Annotated in this window: 20 protein-coding genes; all 20 read left to right on the top strand. The window is 65.1% G+C overall.

Going from position 1 to position 26,257, the window contains the following annotated elements:
- The first annotated feature begins 36 nt into the window (after nucleotides 1–36).
- The 20 genes from B5X69_RS03190 (at nucleotide 37) to B5X69_RS03095 (ending at nucleotide 26,235) form a co-directional block, all read left to right on the top strand.
- Nucleotides 37–1,056, top strand: a complete 1,020-nt coding sequence (locus B5X69_RS03190) for a N4-gp56 family major capsid protein (RefSeq protein WP_079637271.1) — start codon at nucleotides 37–39, stop codon at nucleotides 1,054–1,056.
- 63 nt (nucleotides 1,057–1,119) lie between these two features.
- The gene (locus tag B5X69_RS03185; RefSeq protein ID WP_079637270.1) at nucleotides 1,120–1,440 is read left to right on the top strand and encodes a hypothetical protein; all 321 of its coding nucleotides are present in this window, start codon (nucleotides 1,120–1,122) and stop codon (nucleotides 1,438–1,440) included.
- Between the two features lie 85 nt (nucleotides 1,441–1,525).
- A complete protein-coding gene (locus B5X69_RS03180) occupies nucleotides 1,526–2,053 on the top strand; it encodes a hypothetical protein (protein WP_079637269.1) in 528 nt (175 codons plus the stop codon).
- A complete protein-coding gene (locus B5X69_RS03175) occupies nucleotides 2,050–2,676 on the top strand; it encodes a hypothetical protein (protein WP_079637268.1) in 627 nt (208 codons plus the stop codon). Before B5X69_RS03180 ends, B5X69_RS03175 begins: the two co-directional genes overlap by 4 nt.
- 2 nt (nucleotides 2,677–2,678) lie before the next feature.
- Nucleotides 2,679–3,371 carry a phage adaptor protein gene (locus B5X69_RS03170; protein WP_079637267.1) on the top strand — a complete coding sequence of 231 codons (693 nt, stop codon included), beginning with the start codon at nucleotides 2,679–2,681 and terminating at the stop codon, nucleotides 3,369–3,371.
- A gap of 3 nt (nucleotides 3,372–3,374) precedes the next feature.
- Nucleotides 3,375–5,471: a hypothetical protein gene (locus B5X69_RS03165; RefSeq protein WP_079637266.1), complete on the top strand. Its 2,097-nt coding sequence runs from the start codon at nucleotides 3,375–3,377 to the stop codon at nucleotides 5,469–5,471.
- A complete protein-coding gene (locus tag B5X69_RS22205; protein ID WP_079637265.1) occupies nucleotides 5,468–6,913 on the top strand; it encodes a hypothetical protein in 1,446 nt (481 codons plus the stop codon). The genes B5X69_RS03165 and B5X69_RS22205 overlap by 4 nt, the downstream gene beginning before the upstream one ends.
- Nucleotides 6,910–7,164 (top strand): hypothetical protein, encoded by a 255-nt coding sequence (locus B5X69_RS03155; protein WP_079637264.1) that lies wholly within the window; start codon nucleotides 6,910–6,912, stop codon nucleotides 7,162–7,164. Before B5X69_RS22205 ends, B5X69_RS03155 begins: the two co-directional genes overlap by 4 nt.
- A complete protein-coding gene (locus B5X69_RS03150; protein WP_079637263.1) occupies nucleotides 7,161–7,583 on the top strand; it encodes a hypothetical protein in 423 nt (140 codons plus the stop codon). The genes B5X69_RS03155 and B5X69_RS03150 overlap by 4 nt, the downstream gene beginning before the upstream one ends.
- 1 nt (nucleotide 7,584) lies before the next feature.
- Nucleotides 7,585–8,211 carry a TIGR02594 family protein gene (locus tag B5X69_RS03145; protein WP_079637262.1) on the top strand — a complete coding sequence of 209 codons (627 nt, stop codon included), beginning with the start codon at nucleotides 7,585–7,587 and terminating at the stop codon, nucleotides 8,209–8,211.
- A 16-nt stretch (nucleotides 8,212–8,227) separates the two neighbouring features.
- Nucleotides 8,228–8,536, top strand: a complete 309-nt coding sequence (locus B5X69_RS03140; RefSeq protein ID WP_079637261.1) for a hypothetical protein — start codon at nucleotides 8,228–8,230, stop codon at nucleotides 8,534–8,536.
- 2 nt (nucleotides 8,537–8,538) lie between these two features.
- The gene (locus B5X69_RS03135; RefSeq protein WP_079637260.1) at nucleotides 8,539–8,781 is read left to right on the top strand and encodes a hypothetical protein; all 243 of its coding nucleotides are present in this window, start codon (nucleotides 8,539–8,541) and stop codon (nucleotides 8,779–8,781) included.
- 40 nt (nucleotides 8,782–8,821) lie between these two features.
- Complete coding sequence (locus B5X69_RS03130) at nucleotides 8,822–9,010, top strand: hypothetical protein (protein ID WP_079637259.1); 189 nt, start codon at nucleotides 8,822–8,824, stop codon at nucleotides 9,008–9,010.
- A gap of 300 nt (nucleotides 9,011–9,310) precedes the next feature.
- On the top strand, nucleotides 9,311–9,643 hold the full coding sequence (locus B5X69_RS03125; RefSeq protein WP_079637258.1) for a hypothetical protein: 333 nt from the start codon (nucleotides 9,311–9,313) through the stop codon (nucleotides 9,641–9,643).
- Nucleotides 9,644–9,807: 164 nt separating this feature from the next.
- Nucleotides 9,808–10,383 (top strand): hypothetical protein, encoded by a 576-nt coding sequence (locus B5X69_RS03120; RefSeq protein ID WP_079637257.1) that lies wholly within the window; start codon nucleotides 9,808–9,810, stop codon nucleotides 10,381–10,383.
- Nucleotides 10,380–10,892 carry a GNAT family N-acetyltransferase gene (locus tag B5X69_RS03115; RefSeq protein WP_079637256.1) on the top strand — a complete coding sequence of 171 codons (513 nt, stop codon included), beginning with the start codon at nucleotides 10,380–10,382 and terminating at the stop codon, nucleotides 10,890–10,892. Before B5X69_RS03120 ends, B5X69_RS03115 begins: the two co-directional genes overlap by 4 nt.
- Entirely contained in the window at nucleotides 10,892–11,731 is an 840-nt protein-coding gene (locus B5X69_RS03110) for a hypothetical protein (RefSeq protein ID WP_079637255.1), read from the top strand. Before B5X69_RS03115 ends, B5X69_RS03110 begins: the two co-directional genes overlap by 1 nt.
- A gap of 2 nt (nucleotides 11,732–11,733) precedes the next feature.
- Nucleotides 11,734–12,348 carry a hypothetical protein gene (locus tag B5X69_RS03105; RefSeq protein WP_079637254.1) on the top strand — a complete coding sequence of 205 codons (615 nt, stop codon included), beginning with the start codon at nucleotides 11,734–11,736 and terminating at the stop codon, nucleotides 12,346–12,348.
- 1 nt (nucleotide 12,349) lies between these two features.
- A complete protein-coding gene (locus B5X69_RS03100) occupies nucleotides 12,350–13,189 on the top strand; it encodes a hypothetical protein (protein ID WP_079637253.1) in 840 nt (279 codons plus the stop codon).
- Nucleotides 13,186–26,235 (top strand): LPD3 domain-containing protein, encoded by a 13,050-nt coding sequence (locus tag B5X69_RS03095; protein ID WP_079637252.1) that lies wholly within the window; start codon nucleotides 13,186–13,188, stop codon nucleotides 26,233–26,235. The genes B5X69_RS03100 and B5X69_RS03095 overlap by 4 nt, the downstream gene beginning before the upstream one ends.
- The last annotated feature ends 22 nt before the right edge of the window (nucleotides 26,236–26,257 follow it).

Raw genomic sequence — 26,257 nt, 5'->3', positions numbered from 1 at the left:
GAGCGGGCAAGCCCTCCGGCAACGGGGGGTTTTCCCATGACTCGCACCGCTTACGGCGATATTTCGCAGCGCACCGCGGCCCACGCCTACAACACCATGCTCGAACATGCCGAGCCGGTGTGCGTGCTGGGTAAATTCGGCGATACCAAGCCGATCCCGCGCAACAAGGCCGAGACGGTCAAGTTCCGTCGGCCGATTCCGTTCACCGCATCCACGACCCCGCTGCAGGAAGGCGTCACGCCCAATGCGCGGCAGATGCTCTATGAAGACGTGCCGGTCACGCTCGAACAGTATGGCGACCTCGTCGTCATCACCGACAAGGTCAACGACCTCTCGGAAGACCCTGTTCTGCGCGACGCGTCGGAAATGGCCGGCGAGAACGCGGGCCGCACGCTCGAGCAGATCATCTACGGCGTGGTAAAGGGCGGCACCTCGGTCTTCTATGCCAACGGCTCGAGCCGCGGCGCGGTCAACACCGCGATCAGCCTCAACAAGCAGCGCAAGGTCACGCGCTACTTGAAGGCGATGAAGGCCAAGAAGTTCACCAAGATCCTCGGCGGGTCGGTGAACATCGGCACCAAGCCGATCGAGGCCGCCTACATCGGTGTCGCGCACACCGACCTCGAGGCCGATATTCGCGGTCTCGCGGGCTTCACCCCGGTGGCCGAGTACGGCCAGCGCCAGGTCATCAGCGAGTATGAAATCGGCTCGGTCGAGGACGTGCGCTACATCCTGTCGCCGGACCTTGAAGCCTTCGCCGACGCCGGCGGCACTGCGGGCAGCTCGGTCGAATCGACCAGCGGCACCAACGCCGACGTCTACCCGGTGCTCTATTTCGGCATGCACGCCTTCGGCCTGACCCCGCTCAAGAACAGCAAGGGTCCGGACATGAAGAGCAACATGGCGATGACGCCGACCGTCATCAACCCGGACACCGTCGACAAGTCGGACCCGCTCGGTCAGCGCGGCTACGTCGGCTGGAAGACCTGGTTCGCGGCCGTCCGCCTCAACGAGACGTGGATGACGCGCCTCGAGGTCGCGGCGACCGCCCTCTAATCGTGACGGGGCGGCGTCTCTGACCCGCCCCGTTTCGGTTTCTCGAACCGAAAGGAGCCTGTCATGGCAAATGGTTTCAAAGCGGGCAGCTACACCGGCACCGGCGCTGCCATCACTATCGAGCTGGGCTGGGTGCCCGATTTCGTGATCGTCTGGAACGCGACCGACGGCGACGCCCGTTGGGAATGGTTCAACGGCATGGGCGCGGCCGACGCGCTCGCGATCGCGAACCACGATTCGACGCAGCTCAGTCTCATCACGAGCAACGGCATCGACGCGTTCACCGGAACCGCGGGCGACAAGTCCGCGGGCTTCACGGTCGGTTCGGCCCTGTCCGAATCGGCCAAGGTGTTCCGCTACGCCGCCTTCCGCGCCGTCGACTGACGCGGCGCCGATCCTCGCCCGGGCTCTCCTTTGCACGCCGGAAGCCCGGGCGAGCCATCGTTGAATGACGTGCAGGAGACCCCCCATGCCGAACTACGACAGCATTCTCGCGAAGCATGTCACGCAGGAAAATCCCGCTGTGACCTTCATCGTTCGCGGCGAGGGCACGACGACTGTTCCCAAGCCTGCGGTTGAAGGCGACCAGGTCGTCATCCCCTACAATACCCCCGTCACCCTGCCCCGCTCCTATTTCGACGTCGTGCGTGGCGCGGGCTTTGACGCAACCCTTCTCTCGGACGGCGACGAACCGTCCGAGGCGCCGGAAGCGCCCGCCGAGACGCTGGGGGGCGGATCGGACGCGAGCGCGGGCGGGAGCGGGAACGAGCCGGGCTCCGGCAACTCCGCTCCCGCCTTTGACGCCGACGCCGTCATCGCCGGCAACGTCGGTGACGTCGTGGCGCGCCTCGCGGCTTTGAGCGACGCGGAACTCGCTGCGGTAAAGGCTGCGGAGATCGACCGCGAAAAGCCGCGCTCCAGCGTCACCAAGGCGATCGAGGCCGAAATCACGGAGCGCAAGGCCAAAGCGGCTGAGCAGTCGGGAGACGGCGCATGAGCGGCGACACCTTCAAGGTGGCGCTCGGCGACGCCACCAACGCCCAGCTCCGCTACTACGCCGAAGGCGTGCTCAACATCGACGGCATCAAGCCGGTGGGCCAGAGCAACGCCTTCCTTATTTCCAAGATCAAGGGTGTCCTCGGCGAGGAAGTCGAACAGATCGAACTGCCGTCGACTATGAAGCTCCTCGGCGCGACCTCTGCCCCTGCCCTCGACGTTGCCCCCGCTGGCGAAGGCGGACTCCCGGCTGGTCCGGAGAGCCGCCACTTTCGATACGATCCCAAAGTCGAGATCGAAATCCAGAACAGCAACGACAAGACCCGCTCGCGCGATTGCTACATCAACTGCAACGGCGACGTGCTGCAGGTCCAGCGCGGCAAGCGGGTGAAAATCCCGTACCGCCACTATCTCGTGCTGGTCGATGCGGTCGAAAAGGTCGCGCGCGACACCGACGAGATCAACCCGATCACGCACATGCCGGTCAAGGAATGGGTGGAGCAGCCGAGCTATCCCTTCTCGGTCTTCTCGCTGCCGAGCGAGGAGGAAATCGCCGCCTGGCACAAGCGCATGGATAATGTCGAGTTGCGCGCCGGGCCCGAGCCCGCCCGGGCTGCAGCCTAGTCATGGCAACCCTGCTTGAGCTGGTGAACCACACCGAACGGGAGAGCGGGACGGTCAGTCAGACCTCCCGCCTCTCGACGGTTGTGGGTGCCACCGGCAGGCAGGAAAAGATCGTGCAGCACGTCATCGAGGCGTGGCGGCTGATCCAGAGCGAGCGAACCGATTGGGCGTGGATGCGCCGCACCGCGACGCTCGACCTTACGATTGACCAACTCACATACGGCCCTGCGGATTTCGTGCCGGCCATCTCGAATTTTGGTCGCTGGGAGCGCGGCGCGGATCGGCGCCATCGCTCCCCCTTCTCCATCTATGACGACACGATCGGCCGCGCGGACGAGTCCGAACTCTTCTGGCTCCCCTATGACGACTGGTCGCGCCAGTATGATTTCGGCTCGCACGATGCGAACCGGCCCCGCTATTTCAGCGTAGCGCCGGATCGCAAGCTGTGCGTCGGCCCGAAGCCCGACAAGGAGTACAAGCTCCGCTCGGCCTACTGGCTGCGCCCCCAGATACTCGCGGCCGACGCCGACGAGCCGATCTGCCCCCTCGAGCATCACATGATCATCGTCTGGCGCGCCCTCATGCTCCTTGCGGGACATGATGAGGCGACCTTCTCGCTCGCCGACGCGCAAGCGAAATACGCCGCATGCTTCCGTGCGCTCGCGAACGATCGCGACGATTACATGGAGCCATGATCCGTGTCGCAGAGCGCCAGCACTTACGCATTTGCCGGGGGGCTCGACCTGGTCAGCGCCGCACTTGCGGTCCCGCCATCGCGCCTCATTGCCGGGATGAACTATGAGCCCTTGGCCGAAGGCTACGGGCGGGTCGACGGGTACGAGCGCTTCGACGGCAGGCCCTCGCCTTCCACGGCGTCCTATTGGCTCCTGCCCTTCGACGGCGGCGCGATCGCCATCACTGCGGGCACCGACATAGTCGGCGGCACGTCGGGGGCGACGGGACGCGTTATCGTCGAGCCCGTCGATTTCACCGGCTCCTGGGGCAGCGGCACGGCCGCTGGAACGCTGATCCTCACCAACGTCTCAGGCGATTTCGTCGATAACGAGGAAATCCGGGTCGCTGGCGTCGCTCGCGCGCTGGCGGCTGGCCCGTCGACGGAGGATTCCGCTCCGACGGAAACCGCCCGCTCCACCTATTTGAAGGCGGCGCAAGCCTATCGGCGCGCGCTGATCGACAAGGTTCCGGGGCAAGGTCCGGTTCGCGGCGTGTTCAGCCTCTTCGGAGATACCTATGCGATCCGAGACAACGTCGGCGCGACGCAGGGAAAGCTCTACAAGGCGACAGCGTCGGGCTGGACGGTGCTCACTCTTGGCTATCGCCTCACCTTCACCACGGGCTTGCTAGAGATTGTCGAGGGGGAAACGCTCACCGGCGGCACATCGGGCGCGACGGTTCGCGTTGACCGGCTGGTCAAGAATGAAGGAGATTGGGGCACCGACGCGGCTGGCTACATCATCGCGACCCTGCTGACCGGCACGCTTGAGGTCGAGGCGTTGAAGCGCGGCGGTGATACGGTCGCAACGCTCACCGCTATCGCCCCCGTCACCCTGCCCCCAGGCGGCAAATATCGGACCATCGGGCACAATTTCTACGGGTCGGCGGACCGCTACGCCATTTATGCGGCGAGCGGCGTTGGGCCGGCGTTCGAGTTTGACGGCACGGTCCTGACCCCGATTGACACCGGGATGGACGACGACCGGCCCGTGCGCGTGTTCGAGATTGCGCAGCACCTTGGCCTCGTGTTCCGCGGCGGATCGGTGCAGATTTCAAGCATTGGCGAACCCCTGCTTTGGGATGCGGTCCAGGACGCGAGCGAGATCGGCTTCGGCACTGAGGTCACAGACGTTGTCCAGGCCAACGAAACCGCCGTCGTGCTGTTCGGCCAACAGAAGATCGGCATCCTCACCGGACGCGACAGCGATACGTTCCAGCTCGAGGAGCTGACCGAGGAAGCCGGATCGGAGCCGGACACCGCACAGCGGGTCGGGCAGACCATCTATATCGACCGGCGCGGCATGCGCAGCCTCACCGCGACGCAGGCGTTCGGCAATTTCAAGACTGGCACGCTTTCGCTTCTGATCGAGCCCTATTTCCGCTCGAAGCGCCGGAGCGGCGCGACAACCGTGCTCTCATATGTCTCGCGGACCAAGAGCCAGTACCGCCTCATCTGGTCCGACGGCACGGGCCTTTCGGTCTACATGGGCGGAAAGGTGCCCGAGGCCATCCCCTTTGCACTCGGGATGCAGCCCTATGTCGCCGTCACGACCGAGCTGGACGACGGCACCGAGGGAATCTTCGTCGGCGCCGAAGACGGCTATGTCTATCGCATCGACTCCGGAACGTCGCAGGACGGAGAGCCGATCAAGGGGTTCGTGATGACCCCCTTCAACGGGCTCGGCGCGCCGTTGCAGGATGATCGCGTTTTCAAGCTCGTGCTCGAAATGCAGGCACCGGCGAACGCTCGCATCGGCGTGACGGCGCAGTTCGATTACGGCGACGGCCAGCAGCCCATTGCCGGGAACCGCGATTTCACGGTGCAGGGCGCGGGCGACGGAATTGATTTCCTCGTCGCGGGCGGTGGCGGCGACTGGTCGATTGCGGCCTGGAACGAATTTTTCTGGTCATCGCCCGTCGAGGGGCTCGCCGAGGCTTATGTCGACGGGATCGGACGGAACGTCTCCTTCATCATCGCGGCCGACAGCGACGAGCTCGAAGACCCGCACATCCTGCAAGCCTACACCGTCTATCACAGCCGCCGAAAGCTCCGCCGATGAGCAGCCTCTACAACCGCACCGAACTGACCCCCTTCACCCGCGCCACTGCGGAGCAGGTCAACGCCGAGACGGCGAAAATCAAGGGCGCGATCGACGCACTGCAAATCCTGATCGGCCAGATCGTGGCCGGGACGCCGCTCGCGTCCTATACATGGATGGCGTTCGCGGACAGCGCGGACGGCACAGCGAACTTCACCACGGGCGAGCCGGGCGACCGGCAATATATCGGGCTCGCCTATGGCCGCGCCACCGACGAAGAGAGCGCCGTCCCGGGCGATTATGTCTGGACCCGGTTTCGCGGCGCGGATGGCGTTAACGGCACGGACGGCAGCGATGGAACCAACGGGTCGGACGGGACCGACGGCGAGGATGGCAACTACCGTGATATCAAATTTCAGCGCGCGTCGAGCCAGCCCGCCACGCCGATCCTCGCCGCGCCAGCCGGGTGGTTCGACGCGATCCCGACCGGCGAGGCCGCGTTGTGGTTCACCGTGGCGACCAAGTCCGCCGCGGGCGAGCTGCTCAGCACATGGTCGATCCCGGCACGGCTGAACGCTACGGTTAATCGCGGGCCCTACGACGCCGGAACGACCTATTATCATTATGAAACGGTCACCTTCAACGGCGGCACCTATATGCTGACGGTCGAATCGAGCACCGGCAACGCCCCGAGCGGCACCAGCCAGGCCAACGCCTATTGGGACGTCGTTGCGGCGCCGGGCAGCGAAGGCGCCCCCGCGACGCCGCCGAGCGCATTTTCCGCCACGATCGACCTCACCAGTTCCGCGGCCGGCGCGAACCTGCGCACTATCGCAGACGCGGCGGGTTACACCGGCATGTCCGACGCGACCATCACCTTCAACGTCCCGAACGGCGTGACGATTCAGGGAGTCACGGGGAGTGGTAAGGGGGTCGATACGGGGTCGTGGCCGTCGACCAGCTATGCCGTCAATCTCGCGCTGGTGGTTCAGAACGGCGGCAAAATCTATGGTGGCGGCGGACGCGGCGGCGATGGCGGCGGAGGAATTGCTGGCGCGGGCGGCGATGCGGTCTATTGCCGCGAGGACATCGACATTACCATCGATTCCGGCGGCGGGATTTGGGGTGCGGGCGGCGGCGGCGGCGGTGGTTCGGGATCATTCGCTACCGGATTCGTGGTCAAGAACGGCGGCGGCGGCGGCGGCGGCGGCTTTCCGAACGGCGCTGGCGGCGCTGGCGGCATCGGCGATATAAACGACGGCAGCCCCGGCAACGATGCCACGATTTCCGGCGGCGGCACGGGGGGTGCGGGCGGCGGCGCTGGCGCGACGGCCGGTGGAGCGGGCGGCAACGCAGCCAGCGCGGGTGCCTCGTCGGGCGGCGCGGCGGGCTACGCAGTGCGCAAGAACGGCTTCACCGTACCCGTGACCAACAACGGGTCGATGACGGGGACGGCGGGATGAACTTCGCCGAAGCCTGGAACGCGCTCACGATTGGCGATGTCATTTCGGTCAGCGACAGCATGCCGGAACCGTCGAAGGTCGGCGGCTTGCCTTGGCGCGCCTGGCGCTCGCACAATTTCACCGGCACGCTCGTGGCGAAGAGCGACGCGCAGCCCCGGCGCATGACGTTTGAGCTTGCGCCGCTGGATGGCGCAACGGTGCGGTACGAGATCGTCGAGACCATCCCTCATTCGTTCGAGACGACATCATGAGTTCGGCGAGCGACCCACAAGCGGCGGGTAGCGCCGAAGTCTTTGTTCCCGTTCGTGATGAGGATGCGATGCGTGGCTTTCTGTTGCAGGCCCTCAAAGCGAACACGGAAGCGATGGGGCGTCTCGCAGAGCGCGGCGACAAGCAGGACGGTAAGCTCGACGGAATTGTCGGCACGCTTCATTCGATCGACAAGCGCCTGACCGTCATCGAAAACAACAGCATCGAGCGCGACGTCAAGAAATGCCGCGAAGACCTCGACGCGATCGACAAGCGTCTCGCGGCCCTCGAGGCCATCGAAAACCAGCGCAAGGGCGCGATGGGACTGTGGGATTGGTTTCGCAAGAGCTGGCCCGCGATCGTCGGCTTGATCGCCATCGTCGCCGTGATCCTCAACACCAACGGAAAATGGGGAGGCTGAAATGACCACCGCCGACCGGATCGCCGAAATTCTCCGGCCTCACGCGCCCGAAAAGAAGCTCAAGCAGCCCGAGGTGCCGCTTATCAATCAGATCGCGGCGCTATGGGACGCTCGCCAGCCGAAGGGCGTTCCATCGGCCGACCCGGAATGGATCGTCGCTGCTCGCGGCAAGATCGGCACGCGCGAGATTGTCGGGCCGAAGCACAACACATGGATCGTCGAAAGCTGGCACCGCCTCGGCGCGACCTGGTTCAATGACGACGAGACCCCTTGGTGCGGCCTTTTCGTCGCATGGAGCCTCAACGCCGCGGGCCTGACCTACCCCAAGGAGTTTCCGCGCGCTGCGAGCTTTGCCGCCTATGGCACGGCTTGCCCCGCCCAACTCGGCGCGATCGGCGTCAAGAAGCGCGCCGGCGGAAACCACGTCTTCTTTATCGTCGGTATCACCGAAGATCGCCGATATTACAAAGCGTTAGGTGGAAACCAGTCGAACATGGTGAACATTGTCGACATCGCGGTTGGCGAGGTCACGGACATTCGCTGGCCCGCCGGCGTTCCGCTGCCCGCGCGGTCGGCGATTTACCTGCCCGTGCTGCCCCGCGGCACGGTTTCGACGAGCGAAGCCTGAGCGAAGGAGAAGGTCGATGCCTGTTTACGTGACGTTCCACGATTCCAACTCAGCCCGCGGGGCCAACGGCTCGCCGCTCGCACTCCTCGGGCGCCGGCTTCTCGCCCGGGATGACATCACCGTCGCCGCAGAGGCGGCGGCAAGCAGCGCAGCCGCGCCGTGCGATTGCCTCGTGTCCATTTCGGCGACTGAGGATTGCGCGGTCGAGATCGGCGAGGAAGACGCGGCGAGCGCGACGGATTCCGAGATCTTCCTGCAGGGACGCCACGATGTGCGCGTGATCCGCGAGGGGGAATTTGTCTCCGCCATTGGCCTCGGCGCATAGCGATGAAAATCCTCAAAGACCTGCTCTACAGCAAGGGCAATGTCAGTCTCGACATCGCGCGGCTCTGCTCGATCCTTTCCGTGCTGAGCTTTTGGGGTGGGGTTTTCTGGTCGATCGCGCGCGGCGATGGGTTCGACCCGATCGCCGTAGGCACGGGCTGCGCCGCGATTTTCGCGGGCGCGGCAGGGTGGATTCATTTCCGCCAGAAGCAGGAGGGTTCGCCCACGGATGAGGGGGCGGGCTGACCCGATAGCCCATTAACCACCATCGCAAAGGAGTTGCGAAATGACGACCAAGGTAACTGTTGACGCCCATGCAGGTTGGCCCGTCGAGGTCACGGCTCGCTACGGGGAGCCCGACCAACCCAAATCGGTTTCCGTTCACATCGTTGAAGCCGGCTCCGCGCAGGACTTCTACATTCACAGCGGCTTGGAAATCCTGAACGTGCGCGAGTTAAAGCGGCAGGCGGAATAATGCCGCTCCTGCCGCTGCTCGGCCCTTGGCTTGTCCAAAGGCTTTCCGGTCGCTTCGGGAAAAAGGTGGCGGGCTGGCTGTCTGGCCTCGTCACCCTGGCCGTGATCCTTGCCGCGCTCTGGTTCGCTTATAGCTGGGCATGGGAACGGGGTCGGTCCCACGAGGCCCTTCAAAACGCCGAAGAGGTGGCCCGGATCAAGCAGGAGCGCGACGAGGCAATGGCCGCGCTCGGTGCGGCGGACGCCGCCGCGGCCGACGCGGTCGAGGATGAGATTGCCCGAAACCGAAGGGAGCTTGACGATGCGACTGCCCAAATTCCTGACCGTCCCCTGTCTGATCGCCAGCGGGCTCGTGCTTGCCGCGAGCTCATGCAACAAGGAAAGCGATGTCCGTCACCTGCCCCCGCCACCGGCGCGACTGGCGGCTGACCAGATCGAGCAGAAAAAGCCCGTGCTGCCCGAGGCGGCGGCGACGTCGGAGGAAGCCTACGAGAATTGGGTCAGCGATCGTTTCGATTGGGGCGATCGCCGCGACGCTGTCGCGTGGCGGTGGTGCACGATATGGAACCGCTACTCGACCGCGCCCATCGATTGCGGCCCACGTCCTGCCGGCGTCCCCGACGATAGCGGTTGACCCGCCCCGGATTATCGTTATCCGTTCATGTCGCACTCCTCGCGGACATGCGACCCAAGACTTTAGGCCCGCTGCGACCTCGATTGCGGCGGGCCTCCCTTTTTGCGCATTGTCGTATTCCGTTAATCGCGGTATGAGATTGGCAGCTAGCAGGGGGTGGTTCGGTGCCGAATATCCGTGATTATCTCACCGACGACGCGATGCCCGTCATCGCCGGGATCGGCAGCGGGGCTTCGGGCGTTGCACCGGGCGCGACGGCATATCTTCCCGCGGCAGCGAACACGGCGCCGGGGGCTGCCTCCCTCTCCACCGGAACGGACAATATTGCGGGTCGCATCAATGAGCTGACCAGCAAGGATAGTGCCTGGATGCGCGGCGCGCGTACCGAGGGGATGAAGCAGGCAAACCGCCGCGGACTCGTCAATTCCTCGATCGGCATTGGCGCGGCCCAGCGCGAGGCCATCAGCGCCGCCGCCCCGATCGCGAGCCAGGAATCGCAGCAGCGGTTGCAGCGCGACGTTTCGGCCGCGCAGCTCGCGGCACAGGAGCGTGGCCAGCTTCTCGACGCGTTCACCCAGCAGATGGGCGCCTATCAGCAGTCGCTTTCCAACACGCTTGCCAACGACAAGATTCCGTCGGGGTCGCGCAGCGCGGTCCAGAACTCGCTGCGCGACCAACTCAATTATGGTTTGTCGTGGATGCAAAAGCTCTACGGCGTGACCGTGCCGGGGGCAAAATGACCCAGCTTCGCCCCGCGCGCTTCGTCGATGTCCCAGCGCTGGTCGACATGCTGGTCGATCAACAGAAAACGTCGATCTACGCCGAGACAGTCAACGTCGACCGCGATCACGCGCGCAAGCTGCTCGCGCATATGGTCCAGCGCCACGGCGGGACGCACGACGGCGCAACATGCGTCTTTGTCTGCGAGGCGAGCGACGGCGCCATCGCGGGCTTCTGCGCCGGGATGCTCAACCGCGTCTACATGATCGGTACGGAGCTTATGGCTCAGGACGCGTTTCTTGTCGTGGCGCGCGGCGCGCCTGGCGCGGCCGTGCTGCAACTGCTCGACGCCTATCTCGCATGGGCCGAGGCTTCGCCCAAGGTGCGCGAGATACAGCTTTCCCACACCGCTGCGATCCCGGGTTCGGAGCGCATCGCGAAACTCTACCGTCGCAAGGGGTTCGTTCCCTTCGGCCGCAGCTACCGGCGCGAGGTCGCCGCACCCGTCACCATGAAGGAGGCCGCATAGTGTCCGGCGTGCTCAAGTCCATCGGCAAGGTGTTCAAAAAGGTCACGAAGGTCATCAAGAAGGTGGCGCTTCCCGCGCTGGCGATCGGTGCCGTGGTCCTTACGGGGGGCGCAGCCCTTGGTGTCCTGCCCTCGATCGGCGCGCTCGGCAGCAGCCTTGGGCTAAGCGCAGGGCTGACAAGCATATTAAGTACCGCCGCCAGTGGCGCCACCTTCGGCGCCATTGGCTCCCTCCTCATGGGCAAGAACCCGATCAAGGGCGCCACGGCAGGCTTTATCACGGGCGGCGTGTTGGGCGGGATCGGCGCGCTCGGCGCGGTTCCTGCCGCAAAAACCGCTGCTGGCGCGGCGGGCAATGCAGCCGGCGGTGCAGCGGCAACGACCGTCGATTCAGCGGTCGCCGGGCTGGACGCGATGCAGGCGGCGCGCGCGGCAACGGCTGGGAGCGGCGCAGGCATCGGCGCGGCGGGCGTATCGCCCGCTGTCGCAGCCGTGACCCCTGCCGCTGCGACTGGCGTTGCCACTGCCCCGGTCGTCGCGACGGTTCCGAGCGCTGCGAGCGGTGGCGGATTTCTCGGCTTCCTCAATCGCAACCCGATGCTCACCGCAGGTCTGGTCCAGGGGATCGGCTCGGGTCTGGTGGCGAGCGAGCAGGCCAAGCAGCTCAAGCGGGACCGCGAAGCGATCGCCGCGAATTACAGCGATATGTCTGGTCTCTTCACCATGCCCGAGGGGTTCGACACCACCACGGGTCAGCCCGCCGCGGAGCGCTATGACGGCGCGATCTATGGCCGTGTCAAATATGACCCGAATACGGGTCGCGTCGTTGCGAGGGCCTGACCATGATTCAGCCGACCCCTACGCCAGGTGCCCCGCGCGCGGCGGGCCAGCAGCAGCCCGCGCAGCAGGACACGGGCGGTTCTGACGCGGTATCGCCCGAGGAACAGGCAAACTACGACATGATGGTGCGCGAAGCGCTGGGCATCATCTATCCCGCTGAAACCCCCGGCGAACCTCGCGCGCAGATCGTCGAGAACCTGCGCGGCGAGTTTGACCCCCAGGTCACGCAGATGTTTGCCGAAGCGCAGCCCCCGGTGCAGCAGACGCCGCAGGACGCCGTTGCCGTTACAGCGGTTGTCCTCACCATGATGACCGAGGCGGCGCTCGCGCAGCAGGGCACCGATGTGCCCGACGATGTTGTGTTCCACGCCGGGACCGAGATCATCGAGCTACTCGTCGAACTATCGGAGAGCCTTGGGATTTCGAGCTTTGCGCAAAGCGAGGTCGATGACATCGCGCTGCGCGCAATGGACCTATATCGCCTCGCCAGCCCGCGGGTCGATCCGGAAACGCTGGGCGCCGAGTTCGAGCAGATCATCGCGGCCGACCGGTCCGGTGACTTGAACAAGATCCTTCCCGGAGCGGAGGAATATTCGCAGCAGCGCGGGGGCGCGTGACATGGGCAGTTTGGGGTATATCGTCGGCGGCGCGCTGCAGGGGATCGGCTCCGGCATGGCACAGCAGGCGCAGAGCGACGCCGAAGAGCGCCGCCAGATGGCGCTTGAGAACCTTCGACAGCAGAATGCGCAGAGCAATATGCGGTTGCAGGCGGAACTCAACGACACGAACGCGGCCAAGAGCGATGCACGCGGCGACTATTACGACGCCCGAAAGACCGAGCGCGGCGCGAGCGTCGATGCCCAGAGCGATGCGCGCAAGTTTGGCTACCAGGTCCAGCTCAAGAAGATGGATTTCGCCAACGACATTGAGCGGACCCGCCTCGAATCCGCGCTCGCGCAGGGCCGGGATGCAGCGACGCTCCAACTCAGGGCGCAGATCGAGCGGGGCGAGATAAGGCAGATCGTCGAAAGCGGCGACGGCCAATATTACGCGATCCGCGGCGACGGTTCGCAGATCGCAACCGGGGTGAAGGTTCCGCCCAAGGCGATGGAAGACGGGACCGGCAGTATTGCAAATGCGCGCGCCGCGCGTGGCGGCGGCGGAATCGGCTCGGCCGCTGCCACCGCGCCGGCGAAGCCTGCCCCATCGCCTGCACCCGCGAAGCCCGCTGCAAAGCCTGCCGCTGCAAAGCCTGCACCCGTCAAGCCGGGCTCAAAGGGCACGGTTACGATGGCGCAGGTCGACGCTCTGGCACGCGATCGCGGTCTCACCCGGGCCGAAGCGCTCCGCTTCGCCGAGAGCCAGGGCTACGCCGTTGCGAAGACCGCGCCGGCGAAGCCTGCGCCCTCTGTTGAAGAGCGTTGGAGGAAGGGCCTTAGCGGGCAAAGCGGAAGGTGACTGACAACCCTCTGCTCGACGCATGGGATCGGGACCAGCAGCGCCGCGCCGGCGCAGGGGATAGGAGCAACCCCCTTCTCGGCGAATGGGACCGCGTCAACCGCACCGAAGCCCCCAAGGCGGCTTCCGGCTTCGTCGACACTGTCATGGAGAAGGTGGGCCAGGTCGGCGATTTCCTCGCCGAGAGCATGGGCCTCAACTTCGCATCGGATCGCTGGCAGGAAGAGCGCGCTCGCACGGGGCGCGGCGCCCTCGACGCGTCCGTCAATGAAGGCTTTTTCGATCGCGCCAGCTCGCTGCTCGAGCGCGGCGGCGCGTCCGCGAACGCAGGCATGGCTACCACGGTCGGCGCCCTCACCGGCTCGCCGAGAATCCAGCAGCGCGCGCGCACCCTCCGCCCCCAATCGAATATGGACATCGAGGGCAGTACGGGCTGGGAAGACGTCAAGGCCAATCCCGGCATCGGCTCAATCGGCAATTTCGTGCTCGACACGACGGTGGAGAGCCTGCCCCTCATGGCTTCGGCTGCCGCGCCCTATGTCGGCATCCCATCTGTAGCGGCGTCGCAGACCGGTTCGATCGCACAGCAGCGTGCCGAGGCGAACGGTCAGGAAGACCCGACCCTTGGCGACGTGCTGATTGCCGCGCCGTTCGGAATCGGCTCCGCCGTTCTGGAACGCACCGGCGTGCTCGGCATCCTCGAGGCTCCGGGCAAGAACGCGGTTTCGCGCGTCGCGCGCGCGGGCGGCAAGGAAGCGCTGACCGAGGCGGCGCAGAGCAGCCTTGAGTACACCGGCGGCGCGGCGGGCACCGAGCGCGGCTGGAGCGCCGCCGAAATGGCGGACCAGATGCTCGGCGGCGCCGTTGGCGGCGCTGGCATGGGCGCTGGAATTCGCGCGACGATGGAGATTGGCGCTTCGGGTACGCGTGCGGCGCGTTCGCGTCTGACTGGCGCGCCTATCCCCAAGGGTGTGCGCGAACAGGCTCAGGAAGCGCCTGCGCAGGTCAGTGAGGCCGATCGCGCGAGCCCCCTCCCCACCGACCTTATTGCGCAGGGCAAGGGCGTGGTGGCTGATGCAGCGGCCACAAACGAGGCGTCCGGCATTCTTTCCGAGGCTGGACTTCCCGGCGTGGGCGAGCGCGTTGCGGTAAGATACCCCGACGGTCGAACCATGACGGGCACAGTCGCTGACGCATTCGTGACCGACGCCGGCATCGCGGGGCGCGAGCCCGGCGTGAAGATTAACCTCGACGGCGGCGGCACGCTGGACGAGCATATCTCCACGCTCGCCGACGCCGGCGTGAGCCTCGCGCCGCTTTCGATCGAGGAACTGAACGCGGCGGCCGATGCGATCGACACGCGGCTCGCAACCAGCGTTCCCCCTACCCCTCAAGGGGTGACAGATTCGGTCATCCCCGTCGCCCCTGCCCCTTCGCAGGGGTCTGTCGGGAAGATTGCGGACGGGGGCAAGATCGCACCGGTAGCGGACGCAAAGGCGCTCACCGAAAAGCTGTTCCCCGGAGTCCGCGTCACCTCGTCCAAGCGTGCAGCGGGCGCCGCTGGCAAGGCGGGGAGCAAGTCATGGCACGTCAAAAGCGGCGCGGCGGTCGATGTCGCACCCGTGAAGGGCATGACCTTCGACCAGTTTGTTCAGCGATACCGCGACGCTGGCTATTCGATCATAGAAGCGCTCGACGAGACCGACCCAGCGACGATGAAGCGCACCGGCGCCACCGGACCGCATTGGCACGTCGTGCTCGGGACGGGCGGAACGCCGGCAGCGGGGGGCACCACCGCTCGTATCGACGTCGGCGACCCGTTTGCCGATGAAAGCCAAGCGCGCGAGGGGTTCAAGGCCAGCCCTGTTGCCACGGTCGAGTTGCCCGAGCCGGGCGGCGACCTGCGCGGCGAGCCGATCGACGACGAGTGGGTGCGCTTCGCCGACACCTCGGGGAGCCTTGGCATCCCGCGCGCGCAAATGCCGCAGATCGCGGCGGAAAATCGCGGCGCGATGGTCAATTTCCTCAATGCTCGCGGCGTATCGCACACCGAAGAGAGTGTTCCAGCGCAGAGCCTCAAGCCGACGCAGGCCGAGTTCAGCACGGCCAAGGTCGCAAAGGCTCGCGATTTCACCGGCGGCGATCGTGCAATTCTCGTCTCGAGCGATGACCATGTCATCGACGGCCATCACCAGTGGCTCGCCAAACGCGATGCAGGCGAAGACGTGCGGGTCATCCGTCTCGGCGCCACCGCCAAGGAGCTGCTCGACATCGTGCCGGAGTTTCCGAGCGCGACGACGGATGACGGCTCGGCGAGCGCGCAGTCATCGGTCAATATCTCTGACACGCCGAGCGGCAAGGGCATCGCGGTTACGGGCCTTTCCGACGCGCAGCGCGCGGCGATCAGCGCCAAGGTGCCGAGGGCAAAGGCCGTGAGTCGCGCTGACGGAGCGCTCGTGTTTTCAAAGAAGTATGAGCAGGACATCCGAACTGCTCTGGAAACCGGTGGGCGGGTCGGCGATACGGAACGCGACGCTGCGATCGCGGCGGTGCAGCGTCCGAAGGGAGGCGGCAGCGTCGACCTGGTGCAAGTGTCCCGGAATGGAACAGAGGTTTCCAACCTGGTCCCGGGCCGGGATGCGACTGAACCAGGCAAAAGCCAACGCGATCGTGCAGCTACTTCTCCCGCCGCACCGGATCGCTCGCAGCATAAATTGAAGCCGGAGGAGGTCGACCGCGTTATTGTGGGCGAAAGCGGCTTCCCGATGACGGGCAAGTCCTTTGCCGATGCGTCGCGCGCCTACCGTCAAGCGATCGAGACGATGGGCGTCGGCGGCTCGAAGACACCGCAAGCACGACTGGTGGACCAAGACGGCAATGTCGTCGGGTACATAGCCTACAACGGGCGCGTCTTTGCGGGCGCACCGGAAGACTTTGACCGCCTCTATCGTGAGGGGAAGAGCGCCCGCCTGCTCTATGACCCTACGCGAGCCGCAACCCCGACTCCGACCCCGCCCCCCCAAATAGAATCACAGCGGACCGAGCCGGCTCCGGCAAGGGATCAGACCGGGGAGACCCTCGAGGGCGCGCGCAACCAACCCTCCCCCAACCGCCTCGTCACGGACGAGCGCGCGGCCGAGCTGCGCGAACGCCTCAAGGCGAAGCTCAATCCGAACCGCATCAATTCGGGTATCGACCCCGAGATCATCGCGATCGGCACGGAGCTGGCGGTCTATCACATCGAGAAGGGCGCGCGCCGCTTTGCTGCCTTTGCCCAGGCGATCGCATCCGATCTCGGCTCCACCGTGCGCGACCTTCGTCAATATCTACGCGGCTGGTACAACGGCGCCCGCGACATGATGGAGGACATGGGCGAATCCGTCGCCGGCATGGATACCCCCGACGAGGTCGCAAGGGCGATGCGGACCCTCGACCAATGGGCCGATGCCGCACCGGTGACATCCGCGCCTGAAACTGCTATGGAGGGGGCCGATGGAGTTCAAGGCACCCTATCTGGCGGCGATGGCCGAACAGGCTCCGGCGATGCTCAAGGAGCTGCGCAAGACGGGCGCGCTCGAGGCGCATCTGCAGAAGAAGGCGACCGAGGCAGCGGCGTTGTTCGCCAGCCTGACGGCGGGCGCGGAGAAACTGCCGAGCGGAGCGATAGCCGATCCGGTGCTGAGGCAGAACGCGGAGCGACAGGTTCTCGAAACGCTGGTCGAGTTTCCGCCGCCACCCGAGAGCAGGACGGACGAAGCCGCGAAAGCGGCGTAAATCACCGCATCGAAGAGGGGGCGCTCGACGAGGCCCGCGGGCCGGCACGCAAGGCCGCTGACAACATTCGCGCGATCGAGATTGCCAAGGCGATCGACGCCGAAGGCCGTGTTGCGACCGCCGAAGAGCGTGCCGCCCTCGCCCGCTACGTCGGCTGGGGCGGTCTCAAGAATGCGTTCCCTGACGGCCGCGGGCAGTATGGCAAGGGGTTCGAGACGATCGGCCCGCGTCTGCGCGAGATACTGACCGACGCCGAATATGAGACGGCGCGCCGGTCGATCCAGTACGCCCATTACACGAGCGAAACCATCGTCCGTTCGATGTGGCGCATTGCGCAGCGGCTCGGCTTCTCGGGCGGCAAGGTATTCGAGCCCGGCATGGGCGTGGGCAACTTCGCCGGCATGATGCCGGACGCGCTGCGCGGCTCGTCGACCTATCGCGGTATCGAGTACGATCACATCACTTCGCTGATCGCAAAGGCGCTCTATCCCAAGTGGGACGTCGCGCAGGCCGACTATACCGCGCTGAGCGTGCCGCAGGGCGCCTATGACCTGGTCATCGGCAACCCGCCGTTCTCCGAAACCGTCGTCACGGCAGACCCCGCCTACAAGGGGATGGTTCTGCACGATTATTTCTTCGCCAAGTCGCTCGACGCGGTGCGCCCCGGCGGGCTGCTCATGTTCGTCACGTCGGCCGGGACGATGAACAAGATCGACACCAAGGCCCGCGCGCGCCTCGCCGAGACGGCCGACCTGGTCGGCGCCATCCGGCTGCCCGGAGACGCCTTCGAGAAGAACGCCGGTACGAGCGTCACAACCGACATTGTCATTCTTCGCAAGCGCCTGCCTGGCGAAGCTGCCGGCGATATGGGCTGGGTCGACACGGTCAGCCGCAGCCTGCCGACGCGGGGCGGCGGCACCAAGTCAGGCGCCGTGAACGCTTATTTCTCGTCGAACAGCGACATGGTGCTGGGCGAAGAGGGCTTCTTTGACAAATTGGTGGCGGGCGAGCGCTATGCCGTCCGGTCGCGGCCGGGCGCCGACCTCGGCAAAGATCTGGCCTCGGCGATCGAGCGTCTTCCCGTCGGCATCATGGCTCCGGGGTCCGCGAAGATCGACGCCGACAAGGCAGCCACCCAACTCGAGGACGAGCGCCACGCCGAGCGCAAACCCGGTTCCTTCTACATCGCCAAGTCCGGAAAGCTCATGCAGGTCGGAGCTTTCGGTCAGGGGCAGGAGGTGCAGCGGCGCGGCAAGGGTGTCACTGGCGGGCAGACCGAAGCCGCAATGGAGCGGATCAAGGGTCTCGTTCCCGTCCGCGATGCACTACGCGACATCTTTGCGGCCGAGTTGGCTGGAAACGCCAACGAGGCGGCAGCGGCGCGCGAGCGCCTGAACCGCGACTATGACGCATTCGTCGCCAAGTTCGGGCCGATCAACAAGGCTGAGTTCAGTTTCCGGCGCCCGACGATCATCCAGCAGGAATCGGCACGCGCCGCTGCGCGTGAGGAGGAGCGGCTTGCCGGTCGCCCGTGGGACGAAGGGAGCTTCGATCCTACCCCCCTGATCGAAAGAGGCGCGAAACTCGCCGAGATTGCGCGCGCCCGCGCCGATGCACGCGAGGCAGCCAAGGCCCGCGGTGAGGCGTGGGATGAGGGGAGCTTTGACCCCGACGATATGCCCGACATCGTCATCGACAAGCGGCCTAACATCGAGCCGTTCATGGATGACCCGGAATCCTACCGGCTGCGCTCGATCGAGCATTATAACGACGACACGGGCGAAGCGCAGAAGGGTATTGTCTTCTTCCGCAGCGCCATCACCCGCGAGGCCGACCCCAAGATTTCCTCGCCGCAGGATGCACTGCTTTATGTGATGAACCGGACGGGTCGCCCCGACCTTCCGCAAATCGCCGCGCTTGCGAACACCACCCCTGCACAGGCCATCGAGGCGCTGGGCGACGCCATATTCCTCAATCCCGACGGCTCTGGCTACCAGACGCGCGAACAATATCTGTCCGGCAATGTACGCATCAAACTGCAGCAGGCGAAGGAAGCAGCAGCGAAGGATCCGGCGTTCGAGCGGAACGTCGCCGCGCTCGAAGCGGTTATGCCAACGCCGCTCACGCCGAACGACATTGCCGCAAATCTCGGCATGCCGTGGCTGCCGACGAAGGTCATCGAGGATTTCGGTCGCCACCTGGGCCTAAGCAGTCTGACCGTTTCGTATCTGCCAAAGCTCGCCATCTGGAATGTCAGCGGCGACGCCTATAGCGCCGCGTCCCGTTCGGAATGGGGCACCGACGATCGCAGCGCCCCGGAGATTATTCAGGACGCGCTGCGCCGCCAGAGCCACAAGGTCTATCGCAAAATCAGGACGATGGAGGGCGATAAGAGCGTGCTCGACGAGGCCGCGACCATCGCCGTCGCGGACAAGATGGCCGCGATCCAAAAGGAGTTCAGCAATTGGGTGTGGAGCGACCCCGCGCGCGCGCAGGAACTCGTGACGCTCTACAACGAGCAATATAATTCGCACGTCGCGCCGACCTATGACGGCAGCTATCTGACGACCCCCGGCATTTCGTCGGCCTGGTCGTGGCGCCCGCACCAGACGCGCGTGATCGCGCGGATCATCCAGTCCGGAAATACCTATATGGCGCACACCGTGGGCGCCGGCAAAACATCGGCGATGATCGGCGCCGGCATGGAAATGAAGCGGCTCGGGCTGGTCAACAAGCCGATGTATGTCGTGCCGAACCACATGCTCGGCCAGTTCACCAAGGAGTTTTACGAGCAATATCCGACGGCTCGTATCGCCGTGGCGGACGAGCGCCGCTTCCATACCGACCGCCGCAAACAGTTCATTGCAGATGTCGCTATGCAGGAGCTGGATGCGGTCATCATCACGCATAGCAGCTTCGGCTTCATCCCGATGTCCGATGATTTCATGGCGGCGGAGATTCAGGCCGACATTGACGAATATCGCGACCTTCTGAGCGAGGTCGACAAGGGCGAACGCATTACGCGCCGGAACATCGAGCAGCGCATCGAGCAGTTCGAGCAGCGCCTCCGCGGTCTGACCGAGCGCCGCCGCGACCAGGTGTTTACCTTCGAGGAAATGGGTGTCGATTTCCTGTTCGTCGACGAGGCCCACCTGTTCCGCAAACTCGATTTTGCGACCGGCATGGGCAACGTCAAAGGCGTCGACCCCAACGGGTCTCAGGCAGCGTACGATCTGTTCTCGAAAGTCAAATATCTCAACAAGCGCCGCCCTTCGCGGGCCGTCGTGCTGGCGTCTGGCACGCCGATCACGAACACTATGGCCGAGCTGTTCAGCGTGTCGCGCTATCTGCAGAACGACGAGTTGGAAGCGCGCAACCTCGCTCAGTTCGACGCGTGGGCGGGATCGTTCGGCACTGTCTCCACCGACCTCGAGCAAGACCCCGCCGGCGGGTACAAGTCCGTGACCCGCTTCTCCAAGTTCGTGAACGTGCCCGAGCTTTCGGTGATGGTGCGGCAGGTCATGGACGTTGTGACCGGCGCCGACCTTGAGCAGTACGTCACCCGACCGCAATTGAAGGGGGGACAGCGCCAGCTCATCAATGTCGAGCAGACCGAAAACCAGAAGGCATACCAGCACCACCTGGCCGCGCGCATGGATGCGATCAAGAAGCGCAGCGGGCCACCGAAGCCCGGCGACGACATCATTCTTTCGGTCATCGGCGACGGCCGCAAGAGCGCAATCGACTATCGCCTGATCGACGCGTCGGCGCCGAAGCAGCCATCAAAGCTCGAGCGCATGATCGACAACGCCTTTCGTATCTGGAAGGAAACCAAGAACCAGCCGTTCCACGCCATCAGCGCCGAAGGTTACAGCGCCGAGCCGGTGATGCACGGTCCAGCCGCGCAGATGATTTTCAGCGATTTCGGTATCAATGGCGATTTCCCTGTTCAGAAATACATCGCATCCGAGCTCGCGCGCCGCGGCGTGCCCAAGAGCGAAATCGCCATCATCTCCGATTACAAGTCGCATGTCGCCAAACAGCGCCTTTTCAACGACCTCAACGAGGGAAAGGTGCGCTTCCTCATCGGCTCGACCGCCAAGATGGGAACCGGCGTCAATGCGCAGCGGCGCCTCTACGCGCTGCACAACATGGACCCGCAGTGGTATCCGGCGAACGACGAGCAGCGCAACGGCCGCATCATTCGCCAGGGGAACATGAACCCCGTTGTCGAGATTTTCGATTACGCTGCGAAGGGAACTTATGACAGCCAGATGTGGGGCATCATGGCCCGCAAGGCGCGGTTCATCGAGGGCTTCATGCGCGGCGACCCCGGCGTTCGCGACATGGAAGACCTGGGCGAGTCCTCGACCTATGAGCAGGCCAAGGCGCTCACCACCAGCGACCCCCGCATTCTTGAGCTGACCGAATGGAAGCAGGAGCTTGAGAAATTGATGCTCCGCCGCGCGGCGCATACGCGATCGCAGCAGAGCATCCGCAGCGAGATTGCATCGGCCGAGAGCCGCAAGGCGCGCGCAGAGGAACGCATCCCGCGTATCGAGCAGGATATTGCCCAGCGCCAGTTGCCTGCCGCAGGCGAGTTCACCGGCAAGGTTGGCGATGCAGCGTTCGAGAAGCGCGACGAGTTCGGCGACGCGCTCATCGCAGCGCTGGATGATGCGCTCGCCCGGGAGACCGGAGACCGCGGGGAGTTTGTCACCCTCGGGGAACTGGCTGGCTTCAAGGTCGTCGCCGATGTCGAATATACTGCGAGCCCGAAGGTCGGCATCCTGCGCAACGGCGATTATATGTCGCCGGTCGATGAGGTCACGGGCGGCACGGGCCTGACGACGCGGCTTCTCAATATTATCCAGCGCTTCGACACCGAGCTTGAGCGCCAGCGGGAGTCGATCGCCAGCGCGGAAAAGGCGATCGCTGATTACACCCCGCGGCTGGGCGTGGCCTTCAACGAGACGGACAGGATCGAGAATCTGCGCGGCAGGATCGACGCCCTTGAAAAGCAGCTCGAAGCGGAGACCGCGGCGGCTGAGAAGCGCTCGGCCGGCGATGATATAGAGGCCGTCTCGAAACAGAGCCGCCTCGACGAGCGGGAACCCGTTGCCGTTCTCACCGGCGACGAACTCGGCGTCAAGTTCAACGGGCCGTCGGACGTTCCCGCTCTGCGCACTGCAGCTATCAGGCACTATAAGCGGGAAATGGTGGGGCGCAGCGTCACCATGTCCGACGGCAAGCCTGTCACCTTCACGAGCCGCGGGCTGCGCCATAGCACATCGCTCAAGGGCGACATCCTGTTGCGGCTGGTCCCGGCGATTCCCGCGATCCTCGAAAAGGGCGAGATTGTCTATTCGGGCCCGGGCGATCGCCGCGGCATTGAAAAGCGGATCGAGGTCGCCGCGCGCGTGCTGCTCGGGGATCGCAGCTTCAATGTCTACGTCATCGTGCGCGAGCATACCGATACGCAGCGCCGGCAGTACGATCTGACCTTTGACAACGGGGCACGGAATGGTGGCGCAGAGGGCCGGTCATCGCTGACCGACGGCGCGGTGTCCCGAGGGACAGGCGACCCGGATAAGATGTCACCCTCTGCCGGTCTCAATCTACGCCTTGTCGAGTCGGAAATCAACGCCGTGTCGGCGGGAGACATCGACGCGGCGCGCGCCGATCTTGAGAAGCGGCTTGCGGGCTACGGCATCGCCGATCGCGTCGCTCTGACCGTTGGCACCGCCATCCTGCCGCCGCGCACGGCGGGCGAGTATGTCGCTGAGCCTGGCGTCGGCCGCTTCATTACCATCGCGCTCGACACCTCGCCTGACGCGGCCGCGACGCTCGACCATGAGGTGATCCACGCGGTGCGCAACATGGGCCTGTTCCTGCCCGCGGAATGGCGAAGCCTCGAAGCGGCGGCGCGCAGCGACAAGGCGATGATGGGCTCGGTGCGCAAGCGCTATCCGAATCTCACCGAGGAGCAGCAGGTCGAGGAGGCTATCGCCGATCGCTTCGCGCGCTGGCAGCGCGGCGACAAGGAACGGGGTTTCGTTGCCAAGGCGTTCGAGCGGTTGCGCAACGTGCTCCGCGCCGTCGGCGAGGCACTGCGCGGCAATGGCTTCGTGACGGCCGATAGCGTGATGCGAGCGCTCGCCGAGGGCGAGATCGGCGCTCGAAGCCCGGACGCCTCGAATCCGTCCGATGCTCGCACGCGCTATAGCGTCGTCGAGCCTCGCCATCGTTTCGATAGCGACGAGACGGAGCAGCGTTTCCGCGCGGCGACCGAAGGGCTGGGAACGGGCGACGGCATGCTGTCGCGCCTGCGCCTTGAAATGGCGGCGTTCCGCGATCGGATGACCCGCCATTGGGTCGCCCTGCCCAACCTCCCCAAATATGCGGCCCTACAGCAGAAGCTCCGCGCACTCGAAGCTGCGCCGCAGGCCGCGAAGGAACAGACCGTTCGGATGCTGTCCGACATGGTCAAGGGCTTCACACGCGAGGACATGGACATGCTGGCGCGCAAGGTCATCCTCGACGATCTCATGTGGGAAGCCGAGTCCGAGCACGAACTGCCGTTCGGCCTGACACCCGAGACGGTTCAGAGCGAGAAGGCGAAGATCGACGCGATTTTGCAGGCGCAGCCGGACCAGAAGGTGTGGAAAGCCGCGATGCGCCGCAAGGTCGTCAACCGCAAGATCGCACAGGATCTCATTGACGCCGGCGTGTTGACCTCCGACCGGATCAAGAACCCGGCCTATTTCCGCCACCAGGTTCTCGAATATGCGCGCACGCAGCAGCGCATTGCGGCGTCGGGGAAGAAGCGGCTGCGCTCGCCCAAGTGGGCAAAGCGTATGGGGTCGAGCCTCGACATCAACGCCAACCTGCTCGAAGCCGAGTTCGATTGGCTGGCGAAGGCCCTGACCGATATTCCCGTTGCGCGTGCGATCGACTGGATCAAGCGCAGCGAGCACAACATCCTCGACCGCCTTCGCTCCGAGGCGAAACGCCGCATCGCCAGCGGCATCGCCGACCGGCTCAGCGCGGCAGAGGAAACCCTAGCCGACGCAAAGGCGAGCGACGCTGAGAAGGAAGCGGCCGCGGCCTTCATCGAGACCGAAAAGAGTTTCCGCCGCAACATCGCATATGGTTTCAAGACGGTCCGTGAAGCGCTGCAAAACAACGATTTTCCGATGCCGCGCGAGATTGCGGAAATTGCCGACAACATCGCGAACGACGCCGACGATCCGCGCGTGTTCCGGCTCCTGTCGTGGTTGCTCGATCACGATGCGCCGGGCGCTCCGGGCGCAGCGACGGTGCTCAAGGCGGTGTCTCAGCGCAAGGCATGGCAGAAGCGCGTGCTCGGCAAGGATTTCGTTGATCCGATGGACGCGGAAGACCTGGTTCGCAAGCTCGCGCCCGAGGGCTATACGACCTGGCAGCCCGACGAGGGCAAGCTCCTGTTCACCGTGAAGACGCTGCCCGAGCATGTGCTCGACGGCATGGTCGAGAAGATCATGCAGACCCCGGGGATCAAGGCCGACGCGATGCTGCCCGCGCTCGCCCAGGCGCGCAACGCGCTCGCGATGGGTGGCGAGAAATATTCGATGATCCTGCCGCAAGAGGTGGCCGACACGCTGAACCAGCTCCGCCGTGAAGACGTCGAGGGCCTGCTCGGCGAGGCACTGGCCGCGCCGCTCCGCGCGTGGAAGCGCTGGGTTCTCATCAACCCGCGCCGTGTCATCAAGTACAACGTCAACAACCTGACCGGCGACCTTGACGCCGTTCTCGCCGGAAATCCGCGCTTGCTGCGCAAGACGGCGATCGCGGCCCGCGAACTGGCCGCAGTGATGCGCGAGAAGGCCGCTCCCTCGCCGCGATATGAGGAAGCGGTTGAGCGGGGCGTATTCGATTCGGGGCTATCGGTGCAGGAAATCCCTGACATCAACCGCCTGTCGGCCTTCGAGGCGCTGACGCAGGACAAGTCCTACCGTCCCGACAAGGTCACGATGGCCGCGCTCGGCAAGGTCTGGCGCGGGTTGCAGGGCTTCACGCAGTGGCGCGAGAACGTGTTTCGCTATGCGGCCTATCTCGATTACGTCGAGCGCATCGAGGCGGGCGAGAGCCAGGCGAAGATCGGCTATGGGGCATCGGTTCCCGGCATGGTCGACGCGGTCACGGACCCCAAGGATCGCGCCGCGCTGCTCGCTCGCGATCTGGTAGGCGACTATGGCGCAATCTCCGACGGCGGCGCCTGGCTGCGCACGCATATGATTCCGTTCTGGTCGTGGCTCGAAATCAACACCAAGCGCTACTGGCGCCTGACGTCGAACGCCTATTCGCAGGGGGTCGGCAAGGGTATCGCGACCGGTTCCCTCCTCGCCGCAGCCTCGGGTACGCGCATGACGGCGTGGCTCGCGATGCGCGCGATGATGGTGTTCGGGGCCATCACGCTCTGGAACTGGCTCTTTTTCGGCGATGAGGAAGACGAGCTTTCCGACGAGCAGAAGCGCCAGCTCCACATCATCCTCGGCCGCAATGCCGACGGCGAGATTGTCACGCTGCGCACGCAAGGCGCGCTGTCCGATGCCTTGTCCTGGTTCGGCTATGGCGATGCGATGAGCGCGCTCCACGCCTATGAGCAGGGCCGCGGGTCGTTCTGGTCGGTCGTCGCCGCGCCGTTCAAGGCGCCGGTCAACAAGATCGGCACGGCCCTATCGCCGGCGGTTACGCTCCCGCTCGAGAGCGCGACGGGCAAGAAGCTGTGGCCGGATCTGTTCGCAACCCGCGTTCTGCGCGATCGCTGGCGCAACCTGTTCCAGACGTTCAGCCTTGAGAACGAGTACGACGCAGCCACCGCGAAGCCCTCGCGCGGATATGGCGGGTCGTGGGTCGACGCCATCGTCTATCGCCGCTCCCCCGGAGAGATCGCTTACGACGAAGCGCGCGGCATCGCTTACGACTGGCTCAAGGGGGTGAAGGGCCAAACCTCGGAGGGCGGCTATAGCTCGCCCCGCTCGGAGGCGCTGCGCGATTATCGGCAGGCTCTCCGCTATGGCGACGAGGACGCGCTTGAGAAGGCGATCGAGCGCATGATCGCGCTCGGCATCGACGACAAGGATTTGGCCGCGAGCATCAAGCGCGCCCATCCGCTCGGGCCGATCGCGAAGAAGGATCGCGCCGCGTTCCTCAATCAGCTCACCGACGAAGAGCTCGACAAATTCGCGCGCGCCGAAGAGTGGTATGCGGAAACCTATCTAGGCCAGTAATCGAAGCGACTGGCATGAATCG

This window comes from Sphingopyxis flava, assembly GCF_900168005.1.
In the GTDB taxonomy this organism is placed as follows: domain Bacteria; phylum Pseudomonadota; class Alphaproteobacteria; order Sphingomonadales; family Sphingomonadaceae; genus Sphingopyxis; species Sphingopyxis flava.
Note: the sequence above shows the minus strand (reverse complement) of the source record. Positions and strands in the feature narration are given on the sequence as shown.